13 protein-coding genes and 1 pseudogene are annotated in these 10508 nt (G+C 69.0%); 11 read left to right on the top strand and 3 right to left on the bottom strand.

Going from position 1 to position 10508, the window contains the following annotated elements:
- Both AB0I73_RS32575 and AB0I73_RS32570 read left to right on the top strand, forming a co-directional pair.
- A partial coding sequence (locus tag AB0I73_RS32575) for a DnaB-like helicase C-terminal domain-containing protein (protein ID WP_363043464.1) occupies positions 1-527 on the top strand: 527 nt, incomplete at its 5' end.
- A 113-nt stretch (positions 528-640) separates the two neighbouring features.
- Entirely contained in the window at positions 641-1198 is a 558-nt protein-coding gene (locus AB0I73_RS32570; protein WP_363043462.1) for an XRE family transcriptional regulator, read from the top strand.
- 55 nt (positions 1199-1253) lie between these two features.
- On the opposite strand, the gene AB0I73_RS32565 is transcribed toward AB0I73_RS32570, so the two are convergent.
- The 3 genes from AB0I73_RS32565 to AB0I73_RS32555 all read right to left on the bottom strand — a co-directional run bounded on the left by AB0I73_RS32565 (position 1254) and on the right by AB0I73_RS32555 (position 2776).
- Positions 1254-1922: a hypothetical protein gene (locus AB0I73_RS32565; protein WP_363043460.1), complete on the bottom strand. Its 669-nt coding sequence runs from the start codon at positions 1920-1922 to the stop codon at positions 1254-1256.
- A 154-nt stretch (positions 1923-2076) separates the two neighbouring features.
- Complete coding sequence (locus AB0I73_RS32560) at positions 2077-2289, bottom strand: hypothetical protein (RefSeq protein WP_363043458.1); 213 nt, start codon at positions 2287-2289, stop codon at positions 2077-2079.
- A 22-nt stretch (positions 2290-2311) separates the two neighbouring features.
- A complete protein-coding gene (locus tag AB0I73_RS32555; RefSeq protein ID WP_363043456.1) occupies positions 2312-2776 on the bottom strand; it encodes a hypothetical protein in 465 nt (154 codons plus the stop codon).
- Positions 2777-2955: 179 nt separating this feature from the next.
- Between AB0I73_RS32555 and AB0I73_RS32550 the strand changes: the two genes are divergently transcribed.
- The 9 genes and pseudogenes from AB0I73_RS32550 to AB0I73_RS32510 all read left to right on the top strand — a co-directional run bounded on the left by AB0I73_RS32550 (position 2956) and on the right by AB0I73_RS32510 (position 10466).
- On the top strand, positions 2956-5193 hold the full coding sequence (locus AB0I73_RS32550) for a helix-turn-helix transcriptional regulator (RefSeq protein WP_363043454.1): 2238 nt from the start codon (positions 2956-2958) through the stop codon (positions 5191-5193).
- A gap of 9 nt (positions 5194-5202) precedes the next feature.
- The gene (locus AB0I73_RS32545; protein ID WP_363043452.1) at positions 5203-5760 is read left to right on the top strand and encodes an XRE family transcriptional regulator; all 558 of its coding nucleotides are present in this window, start codon (positions 5203-5205) and stop codon (positions 5758-5760) included.
- Positions 5761-5841: 81 nt separating this feature from the next.
- Positions 5842-6063: a hypothetical protein gene (locus tag AB0I73_RS32540; RefSeq protein ID WP_363043450.1), complete on the top strand. Its 222-nt coding sequence runs from the start codon at positions 5842-5844 to the stop codon at positions 6061-6063.
- A 63-nt stretch (positions 6064-6126) separates the two neighbouring features.
- Positions 6127-6420, top strand: a complete 294-nt coding sequence (locus AB0I73_RS32535; protein WP_363043448.1) for a hypothetical protein — start codon at positions 6127-6129, stop codon at positions 6418-6420.
- Between the two features lie 461 nt (positions 6421-6881).
- Entirely contained in the window at positions 6882-7115 is a 234-nt protein-coding gene (locus AB0I73_RS32530; RefSeq protein ID WP_363043446.1) for a hypothetical protein, read from the top strand.
- Positions 7105-7362 carry a hypothetical protein gene (locus AB0I73_RS32525; protein WP_363043444.1) on the top strand — a complete coding sequence of 86 codons (258 nt, stop codon included), beginning with the start codon at positions 7105-7107 and terminating at the stop codon, positions 7360-7362. Before AB0I73_RS32530 ends, AB0I73_RS32525 begins: the two co-directional genes overlap by 11 nt.
- Positions 7363-8775: 1413 nt before the next feature.
- Positions 8776-9228 (top strand): MarR family transcriptional regulator, encoded by a 453-nt coding sequence (locus tag AB0I73_RS32520; protein ID WP_363043442.1) that lies wholly within the window; start codon positions 8776-8778, stop codon positions 9226-9228.
- Entirely contained in the window at positions 9225-9536 is a 312-nt protein-coding gene (locus AB0I73_RS32515) for a replication initiation protein, RepL2 (protein ID WP_363043440.1), read from the top strand. The genes AB0I73_RS32520 and AB0I73_RS32515 overlap by 4 nt, the downstream gene beginning before the upstream one ends.
- Before the next feature lie 212 nt (positions 9537-9748).
- Positions 9749-10466: pseudogene (locus tag AB0I73_RS32510) on the top strand (IS6 family transposase).
- The last annotated feature ends 42 nt before the right edge of the window (positions 10467-10508 follow it).

Here is a 10508-nt window from a genome sequence, read left to right as displayed (position 1 = left end):
ACCGGCACACCCCCGAACTGCGGGGCCTGCCGCTGTGGATGGACTACTCCGCCCGCCTCAGCCCCGCCCGCATCCGCTCCCGGATCAAGACCATCGTCCGGGAGACCGGCCGCGCGCCGCTGGTGGTGGTGGACTATCTCCAGCTGATGCAGACCGATCAGCGCAATCCCCGGCAGTCGCCGTATGAGCGGGTCACCGAGATCAGCCGCGAACTGAAGATCCTCGCCGCCGACACCGGGGCCGTGCTCATCGCGCTGGCCCAGCTCAACCGCGGGCCCGAACAGCGGCAGGACAAGAAGCCGGCGGTGAGCGACCTGCGGGACTCCGGCGCCCTGGAGCAGGACGCGGATGCGATCATCCTGCTGCACCGCGAGGACTACTACGAGCCGGAGTCCGAGCGGGCCGGGGAGACCGACCTGATCGTGGCCAAGCACCGCAACGGGCCCACCGCCACGGTCACGGTGGCCCACCAGTTCCACTACAGCCGGCTGCGCGACATGTCTGGCGCGGAAGAACCCGCCCTCTGACCGTCCTGGACGCCGCTGTGCGGCGCGTTCTGCCCGACGCCGGGCACTTCCCCCGGTCGGGCCATGATCGCCCCACAGCGGCCCACACAGCCGATCATGAACGGAGACCCCCGATGGGCATCATCGGAGACGGCCTCGAGCGGGCCGTGCAGCAGGCGTTCACCCGCCCCATACCCAAGTCCGCCGGCGCGCAGATGCGCTACCTGGTCAAGCAGCTCAAGGGCACCAAGCCGGTCGCCCAGATGCTGCGGATCTCCCAGCGCACCGTCGAGCGGTACGTAAAAGACCAGATCCGCCGGCCCCGCCCGGACCTCGCCCGACGCCTTCAGGACGCGGTGCGCGCCCGCTGGCAGCCCCGCATCCGCGAGCGTGCCCGCCGCCAGGCGGCCACCCGCACCGGCCTGGTCGCCGACACCCGGGCCCGCTTCGGCTTCACCGCCGCACCCGACACCACCGACGACGCCCGCCTCCGCCACCTCACCCTCGCCCTGCCCCCGCAGCACGCGGCCCGCCTCTTCGACGCCCAGCAGGCCGGCGCCAGCGACGCCCGACTCCAGGAGATCGCAGCCGAAGCGCTCAAGGAGGTCTACTTCCAGGACGGCGGCCGCCGCGCCGGAAGCCTGGTAGAGGTCCGGTTCACGGACATCGAGCACCTCGAGTTCGACCTGTAGTGGCAGTCCCAGGGGCTGTGGGCGTTGGAGAAGCGTATCGATCGCGTGCAGGGCGTCAGGGGCGGCGGGCGAGGACGTCGTCGATGCGGGAGGCGTCGGCGACCCAGGTTGCGGCGACCGGCGCTATGAAGCCGAGCACGGTCTGGATGTCGTCCCGGCGTGCTTCGAGCGGCAGGTGCCGGATGCCCTCGTGGTGGGCGATGCGGTTGCGGAACTTGTGCAGCCGCTTGACCGGGTCTTCCACCGTGTTCAGGGCACGGTTGGGGGCGTGAGGGAAGGCACCCGCGAGATCGGGCCACAGGCTGGTCTTGTACTGGCGGGCCAGCAGGAAGCGCCAAAAGCCGAAGCTCAGCTCCGCAATGATCTTCCCGCGCGGGATGATTACGCCGCCCCGCCCAGCGCGCTCTTGAGCCTGGGTGATGTCGCTGCGGGCCTTGCCGCTGAGTGGAACCTGCCTGTCGGCGTACCACTCGGTGGTGCGGCCCCGACGCTGCTGGCGGGCAACGAGCCGCGCGTCCAGCGCGTTGCGCAGCATGATCTCCAGGTGCCCGAGCGATTCGAAGAACGCCGCGGCGAGGTCGCTGTTCCACCGGTACAGCGCGAGCGCGGCGGTGGTGTCGCCAGCGCATGCGGTCAGGTAGGGGTTCAGCCGGTCGGGGCTGATCAGCTCGATGACGGCCTTGTCGTCGGGCGGCTCGATGCTGGTGGGCGACGTGCTGTGCATGGTGGGGCAAATCGTAGGTACACTGGGCGGCGAAGACCCTGGAATCGTCCCTGGTAGCCCTCGAAAGTGGGCAGGCCATACCCCAGGGTTCAGACCTCAGACAAGGGCCGCCCGGGAAACCGGGCGGCCCTTGTGCGTGCCGGACGAGGCCGACTCAGGTCTCGGAGACGTCGCCGTGCGCGTCTCGCTCCAGGCGGCGGAACAGCAGCTCCGCGCGGATGAGCACGGCGACGCCGGTGACCGTGGCAGCGAGCATGACCAGCCACGCAGCGACCTGCCACGTCGATTCGGTGCGCAGCACGTACGGCGTGAGCACCGCCATCACGACGGCGAGCACACTGATCGCGGCCAGCCAGACAAGTCTCATCACATTCTCCTTCGGGGCGTCGTCAGGACGGGTCCGCCGGCGCCTTCTTCGGGCGCAGGGTGTCGAATAGCCGCGGGGACAGGCTCGGCGGCAGGAGCCACAGGCCGACGATGCCGATGGTCGTGACCATCACGGTGAGCACCACGAAGACGACGTCCCGGCTCGCGGAGCCGAAGAAGCCGGCCATCAGGGACAGGGCGACGACGAAGACCATCATGAACCGCCAGTGCTCGCGGTCCAAGAGGAACGGACGGGTCTCGGTGCTCCACCACCAGGACGTGCTGGAGATCGTGGTGAAGCTGAACGCGGCGAGTGGGACGACGATCGGCAGCCAGAAGCGCAGGTCGTCGTCAGCGGGCAGCTGCTGGCCCCAGCGGTCGCCCTTGTGGTGCAGGAACCACAGGTACAGCGGGATGCTCACGAGCGCGTACAGCCACAGCACCACCCGCATCGTCCAGTCGACCGGGCCGGTCTTCCCCTTCGCCATGGTCACGACGGTAGTGAACAGCGTCTCGAGCCGGTCCACGTTCGTGAGAACCGGCCACCAATCCGGTCAGAACAACCGACCCGACATCCCTCGAACGCATTTCGTACGCAATTCGTACGGTAAATGTACGCGATTCGTGCGTTTCATGGGGTAGGGTGTTGGTTGGCAGGAGGTGTTCCATGTCCGAGTTGTTCGACGCGGTCGACGCACTGCTCGCGTCCCGCGCCACGCTGCCGCCACCGGCGGAGCGCAAGCGGCTGCGTGCCGCACACGGCCTGACGATCGACGAAGTGGCCACCGCGCTGAAGGTGCGCCGGGCCACGGTGTCGGGCTGGGAGTCCGGCAAGACCGAGCCCCGCCCGCCGGAGCGCGACGCCTACGCCCGGCTGCTGGACAAGCTCGCGGAGCTCTACCCCGCCGACCCGCCCGCGCCCGCCCAGGACGCTGCGGTGCCGGCCGCGTTCACCGCCGCGCCCGCCCCGGCTGCAGAGGCGCAGCCTCTGTCCCCAGGCCCGGCATCCGACGCTGCGGACACGACCACACACGAAAACACCCAGACCAGCCCCGCCCCCGTCGCCGCCGCTCCGACGGCCGCGCCGCGACCGGCGCGCACCACCAAGCCGTCGTCGACGTCGCGCCGTCCGGGCGCGAAGCAGGCAGCCCCGGCCGACGCTCCCGCGGGCGGCACCGACGCGCGCTTCGCGAACGGGCCGCTGGCGGTCGTCGACGTCGAGGACGGCAAGGTGCTGGCGTACTGCACCGGCGGCCTGGTCCTGGACGTGCCCGCCAAGTCGATCCCGACCCTGGTCGACTGGGCGCTCACGGAGGCGAAGCTCGGTCAGCCCAAGCTGTCCGGTCCGGGCAAAAACGCCGACCCGCTGCTCGTACTCACCGAGGCCGCGCTGGAACGCTACGGCCTTCCCACCACCCTCACCGAGGAGGAGAAGCTCGCCGGGCGCATCCCGGAGGGCCACAAGATCATCAAGCAGCTGGCCCGCGCGGAGTGGAAGCTGACCAAGCGCGGGTTCGGGCCGTGGGCGCGGATCTACCGCCCCGCACAGGGCTCGGAGCGGGCCTGCGTGCAGCTGTGCATCCCGTCCTGGCACGCGCTGGACACCCGGCACTGGGGCGGGGCCGGACAGCTGCCGCCGGCGGACCTCGCCCGGGTGCTGGGTGTTTATGCGTCCCGGGTGATGACCCCGCGCGGCTCCACCGCCGTCACCGGCCTGGAGCTGATGACCGCGCTGCACCCGCCGACCCGCGCCTCCGAGCCCGGCCCCGACGGCAAGCGGCACTCCGAGCACAACCCCGGCTCCCTCGGGAAGGACCCGGTGGACTGCGCCCCGTGCGAGGCCCCCGACGGGCACCCGCTCCTGGCGGACCTGCCGCGCTTCCCCGTTCGCGGCCCGGCGGAGAAGCTGTGCGAGGAGGCCTACGACTGGGCACGCCCGATGACCGACGCCGAATGCCTGCGCCGCCACCTGGTCGGCATCGACGTGAACATGGCCTTCGCGGCGGGCGCCAACGGCCTGCCCGTCGGCCTCGGAGCGCCCACGCACGTGACGAACCCGGTCTTCGACTCAAAGCTGCCGGGGAGCTGGCTGGTGGACCTGTCCCACGTCGACCTGTCCCGCGTGAAGGTCGGCAAGGAGTGGGCGGCGCTGGACGGCTCGCTGCTGCCCAGCCCGTTCACGCCGACGGGCGCGCGCCCCGAGGGCCCGGCCTGGTACGCGACACCCACCGTCGCCTACGCCGTCGAGTTGGGCTACGAGGTGCGCCCGATCGAGGCCTGGGTGCGCTACGAGAACGGCCGCTACCTGGACGGCTGGTACAACCGGCTGCGCGACGCCTACCTCGCCACCATGGCCGACCTCGGCGTGGAAGCGGACCTGTCGCCGGCCGACTTTCTGGCGGCCATGGACGGCTACAGGGAGCGCGACCCTCAACTGGCGATCGTCGTCTCGGCGATCAAGGCGACGGTCAAGGGCGGCCTGGGCAAGCTGCGCGAGCGCCCGCGCGGGGAGGGCTGGCGGCCCGGCGAGCCGTGGCGCGCGCTGTCCCGCCCGACGTGGCGGCCGGACATCCGCGCGGCGGTCATCTCCCGCACGCGCATCAACCTGCACCGCAAGATCGTCAAGCATGCGGCGTTCACCGGCGACTACCCGGTCGCGATCCTGTCCGACTGCGTCGTCTACGCGGCCGAGGGCACCAGCCCGCTGGACTTCCTGCCCTACCGGGAGGGCAAGCCGCTGCCGGGCGGCTTCAAGCTCGGGGTGAACCCCGGCCTGGTCAAGCACGAGGGCACCCAGACCGTGCTGTGGGGCGAAGAGGTCCGCGAGCGGTTCGACGCCCCGGAACTCAACCTCGCCCGGTACATCAAGGACGGCACCGTCACCGACGTCGACACCGGAGAGTAGGAGTAGGCGATGAGCCTGTTCGGGGACGGCCTGGACGCCGCGGTACAGAAAACCTTCACCCGCCCGGCACCCAAGAGCGCGCCCGCGCAGATGCGGTACCTGGTCAAGCAGCTCAAGGGCACCAAGGCGGTCGCCCAGATGCTGCGGATCTCCCAGCGCACCGTCGAGCGGTACGTGAAGGACCAGATCAAAAAGCCCCGCCCCGCTCTCGCCGCCCGGATGGAGCGCGAGGTGAAGAAGCGGTGGCAGCCGCAGATCCGGGCGAAGGCCAAGGCGAAGGCGGCGAGCACGGGCGGCATCGTCATCGACACCCGTGCCCGCATGGGCTACACCGCGCCGATCGGTTCGACGGACCAGGACCGCATCCGGCACCTGACCGTCGCCCTGCCCCCGCAGTACGCCGCCCGCCTCTTCGAGGCCCAGGAGGCCGGGGCCAGCGACGCCCGACTCCAGGAGATCGCGGCCGAAGCGCTCAAGGAGGTCTACTTCCAGGACGGCGGCCGCCGCGCGGGCAGCCTGGAGGAGGTCCGCTTCACGGACATCGAGCACCTCGAGTTCGACCTCTAGCAGCCGCGCCCCGAGCAGCCGCGTGCCCCGGACCGATGCGGTCCGGGGCACGCTCGAGTATCCGCGCGGGGGCGGATGTTCATGTGTGGTCGGGTAGCCGGGTCACGTTGCCGTGACCCGGCTACCCGATCTCAACAGCGCTCTGGCGGCGGCCCGCAGCTGCTCGCCGTCTCGGCACCGGGCACCATCTACGACCCGGACACCGACGACGTGGTCCAGGCCGAGCTCGGCGCCGAAGCCGCGACCGCCGCCCGGGAAGCCGAGCTGCGCGAAGCCACACGGATCGCGGCCCGCGCCGATTAGTTCCAAGCGCTGCGCGAGCTGGGCACGCTGGAACAGACCGAACCCCGCGAAGGCGACGAGGCCGTGCGCGGCGAACTCACCCGCCGCGCGGGCGGGTACGTCCAGGCCGATGTCGACGCCTGGCTCGCCCACGCCCTGGCCGCGCACCTCGAGCATTACCGCGACCCGGCCGCCCTCGAGGCTGCCGCCAGCCTTCTCACGTCGTCGATCCTCGCGCACGTTGCGCTGCTCGCCGAACTCGCCCGCCTGGTTCCCGGTGTCGGCATCGACCAGCTGGCGTTCGCGGCCGGGCTCGCCACCACCGAGCCCGAAGCCGCCGGTGCACTCGCCGTGTTCCTCGCCCGCGCCCGGTCGTAGCGCAGTATTCGCACGGCCCGCTCCGGCACGCGGCCAGCCTCAGCCCGTGATCACCGTCGGTGACTGTCACGCTCACCCGTGTCACGCACACCGATCCGGTTGTCACACTGGACTGTCACGCTGGCGATCCGGTCCGGAGCCATGGGCCCGACCCCCGGATTTGGGCCACCTCGCCGATCAGCGTGACAACCCTCCCAGGTCGACTACGGTCCTCGTTCGGATCTGGCGGTTCCCTCGCACGCCTGAACAGTCCGCCGATCTGTGTCATCAGGACCCAGGAACCAGGGCCGAGGTCCCTGGGTCCTGAGACCGGTGTTTTCCCTGGCGGCCACCGAACGGGGTCGGAAGCTGGGTCCGGGGTCCGCACCCTCGTACGAGCCGGTTCGTCCGGAGTGGTCTCCAGGACCCGGAGCGGCCGATACCGTTGGGGCAGACGCCAGTTCTGCCACTTGGAGCCCTCGATGAGCGAACAGCCGGCCACCGCCGACCATGCCCGGCAGCAGCTGGAGCCCGCGGCCGCCGACGCGGTCCGCGCCTACGCGGCCGCGGAGCGCGCCAAGACGGACGCCCTCGCCTCGGTGCTGGAGGACATCGCCGAACACGGCTACCCCTCGCCCGAGTCAGGTGTGCCGTGGGAGACGGCCCGGGATACCCACCTCGCCCGCCTCGCGGACGAGCAGCCCCGTGTCGCCTGACCACGGCGCGCGCCGCTCGCGCGTCATCATGGTGGAGCCTGCGCTCACCCAGCTGGCGAAGCTCACGGCGAGCGAGACGCACCGGCTGGACCGCGCGATCGTTGCCATCAGCGTCAACCCGGAGCTGGGCACCGAGGTGCCCGGAACGCTGCTGCGCGACTACGCGGATGAGGTCGACGGGGTCCGCGTCATCTACTACGTGACCGCCTTGCAGACGATCACGATCGTGTCGTACGTCGAAGCCTGATCACACAGCAGTGCCTCGGATCCGGTCGGGTCCGAGGCACTGCTGTATCTGCTGCACGGTGAAGCAAGACGGGCGTGTGCGGTCGGTGGGTGGTGCTGTTCGGTTAATGGGGCTGCTGCTCTGGGGGCTGGAGAGCGATGACACTCGAAGGTCGGCCCCAGACGGCACACGGGTGCTGCTCGTGCAGCAGAAGCGCTGCACAACGCAGCAACGCCGTGCATCAAACGGTCGTTCGTCAGCTGCATGGCGCCGCTCGATCCCAAGTTGTCCCTGCGTGCATGGATCTTTGTACAAGCTGACTGGGATGTCTGGTGTCGGTGTCGACATCAAGTACGCGAACGGTGCTGCACCCGAAGGTGCAGCACCGTGTTGTCGTGTCACCCGGCCGGGCGGGCGGCCGGGTCAACCGACAGAGTGCAGCGAGCCGTGCCTCTTGGCGGCCGCGGCCTTCTTGGCGGCGACGGCCTTGTGGTAGTTCGCCACGTAGCTCTTGCTGTCCCGGCCGTCCAGTGCTGCCCCTTGGTCCTACCCGGCAACGCGGAGCACTAGGGAATCACCGACGGGCATGACCAGGGCCTGTCCTTTCGGCGAAGATCGCATAGCTAGGCTGTGACATCGAGCCTTGCTGATGGCCTAGATCTCTCTTCGGGTCCCCCTTGCTCGACCCTTCAGGTCACATACCTGTTGGCGGCTAGGTTCCGCCTCGAGTGCGGGTGCATTTCACGTCCTGCGGTGGCTGAGGCGAGCGGTACCAGGGGCCTTCGCCGGCCCCTGGACCCCGCTCGCCCCGCCACTTGTCGGCGCGAAACCCTTGTCATGGGCTTAGCTCCGTGCGCGCCGACAAGCAACGGGGTCCACTTCACCGCCGTCCCAGGCTGCCAGTGAGCCAGGAGTTGATGTTTGTGAGCACCTACAGCTGACCGCGAGTCCTTGTGGACATGGTTGTGGTGGGTTGGGGGCAGCGACTGGAAGCTGTGCACGTGTGCCTTGCAAGGCGGAGCCCGAGGGGGCCCCGCCAGTGATGGCAGCAGCTTGGACGAAGTAAGAGAGAGCCGCGCCGAAAAGCCCTCTGAGCTGCACAAACACCTTCAGGTGCGCAGTTTCCAAGATCTGGCACCCAGTTTCCTCGGTCGTTAAAGCGGTCCACAAGATCTTGGGCCATGGTTCTGAGGATCGTGGTGCACAGTCTGAAGGATCTGAGCACCACGATCCTCAGAACTGCCTAGATGTACTTCAAGTTCATCTAGGCAGTTCTCTCAGACTTGGTTCGGGGTGGATCTGTGTGACATTTCGATGAGAGACACGTCGTACAGACCCTGTAGATCGACCTGCTGCTCATGTACGTTAAGTTCATCTAGGGAGCCTGAAGGCTGCCCCTCATGAACGGCGCAGCAACAACACGGGGAGACACCGTTGGGAGCTGTACGCAGGCTGGTCGACGCTGACACCGGCGAGGCTATCCCTTACGCGCCATACGCCTTCTCCGGGAAGCACACCCAGGTAGACAAGGCGCGCGTTGAAGCGATCACTGAGAGCAAGGCGTTCACGCCCAGTCAGAAGTTCCTCGTCCTGTGGTGGATCGGGGTGTCTCCGGAAGGCATGGAGCCGCTGCGGGCCACGGGGGCCGACATCGGACGCAGGGTGGGCATGTCGACCGACGCAGTCGGGAAGATCAACCGGAAACTTGCCAAGCACCGCATCCTGATCATCCGTGGCCGCATCGGCAACTACAACTTCTACCGCATCAGCCCTTACATCTCTTTCCACGGAACCGGCGTTGAGCAGCGCGAAGCGGTCAAGACCTGCAACCCCCCCGACATCCCCGGCTTCGACGGTCAGACCCCTGCACGCTGGGAGGCAAAGTGAACGACGACGACAAGCTCAAGACCCTTCGTCTGCTCCAGCGCACCGCTGGCCTGACCGCCAACCAGCGCTTGGTCGTCATGCTGTATGCCTGCCACCCCACCGACCGGTCCGGTGCGGTCCTCGAGACGGCTGTGGAGCTTGCGAAGCTGGTGGGGCTCTCCCCGACGGTCTTCTCCCGCACCCGCCGCCAGGTCATCGAGGCTGGCTGGCTCGAGGAGTCGGAGCGGCTGGCCCACATCCGCTACTACCGGCTCAGCTCGAAGGCCACGGGGGAGAACGTCGTGGTGGAGTTCCGCCGCGCAACCTGAGCAGTTCTGTAGGCGGGGTAGATGAACGTCACGTCCATCTACCCCGCCTTACAGACCAGGCTTCATTGCTCTTGCGTCTATCCGGCGCCTACAAGAAGGGCAGGGCCAAGGGCCAGATCGGCTACTTACACCGCAACCATTTCGTCGGCATTGTCCCGTTGACTGACCGGGTGGGATGATCTTCTGGTTGATCAGGCGGGGAGGGGGAATCCGTGGACAGCGCGCCCTCGTACCGGGGGCATCGGTATCCGGTCGAGGTGATCTCTCACTGCGTGTGGCGGTACTTCCGCTTCCCGCTCGGCTTCCGGGAGGTGGAGGAGCCGATGCCCGGGCGCGGTGTGGTCGTCTCCCATGAGACGGTCCGCCGTTGGTGCGCCACGTTCGGACAGGCCTACGCGAACGGGCTGTGCCGCCGCCGGCCCCGGCCCGGGGACGCGTGGCATCTGGACGAGGTGGTCGTCAGGATCAACGGGGAGCGGACGTACCGGTGGCGGGCCGTCGACGCCGGCGGCACCGTCCTGGGCATCCTCGTGCAGGACCGCCGGGACACAGCAGCGGCCAGGCGCTTCTTCCGCCGCCCGATGAAGAAGACGCGTGCGGTGCCCCGGGTGGTCGTCACGGACCAGCTCCGCTCCTCCGGCGCGGCCCACTGCGAGGTCATGCCCTCCGTGGAACACCGCTCCCACCAAGGCCTGAAGCATCGGGACGAGAACAGCCACCAGCCGACGAGGCAGCGCGAACACGCGCTGAAGGGCTTCCGTAGCGTGGGTGGGGCCCAGCGGTTCCCGGCCGCGTTTATCGGCATCTCACCCCCATTTCCGGCCCCGCCGCCACCTGATGACCGCCCCCGGCTACCGAGCCGAGATGACCGTTCGCTTCGCCATCTGGGACCAGGTCACCGGAGTTGCCGGCCAGCCCAGCACTCCCTGAACACGCGGCCGGAACCCAGTTCCGCCACGCCCCGACGCACCT

It is taken from the genome of Streptomyces sp. NPDC050388, from assembly GCF_040655635.1.
Lineage (GTDB): Bacteria > Actinomycetota > Actinomycetes > Streptomycetales > Streptomycetaceae > Streptomyces.
This window is presented reverse-complemented; position numbering and strand designations above follow the sequence as displayed.

Coding starts and splice junctions, on each gene's coding strand:
- AB0I73_RS32570 (WP_363043462.1), top strand. CDS start 641: ATGGGCATCATCGGAGACGGCCTCGAGCGGGCCGTGCAGCAGGCGTTC.
- AB0I73_RS32565 (WP_363043460.1), bottom strand. CDS start 1,922: ATGCACAGCACGTCGCCCACCAGCATCGAGCCGCCCGACGACAAGGCC.
- AB0I73_RS32560 (WP_363043458.1), bottom strand. CDS start 2,289: ATGAGACTTGTCTGGCTGGCCGCGATCAGTGTGCTCGCCGTCGTGATG.
- AB0I73_RS32555 (WP_363043456.1), bottom strand. CDS start 2,776: ATGGCGAAGGGGAAGACCGGCCCGGTCGACTGGACGATGCGGGTGGTG.
- AB0I73_RS32550 (WP_363043454.1), top strand. CDS start 2,956: ATGTCCGAGTTGTTCGACGCGGTCGACGCACTGCTCGCGTCCCGCGCC.
- AB0I73_RS32545 (WP_363043452.1), top strand. CDS start 5,203: ATGAGCCTGTTCGGGGACGGCCTGGACGCCGCGGTACAGAAAACCTTC.
- AB0I73_RS32540 (WP_363043450.1), top strand. CDS start 5,842: ATGTGTGGTCGGGTAGCCGGGTCACGTTGCCGTGACCCGGCTACCCGA.
- AB0I73_RS32530 (WP_363043446.1), top strand. CDS start 6,882: ATGAGCGAACAGCCGGCCACCGCCGACCATGCCCGGCAGCAGCTGGAG.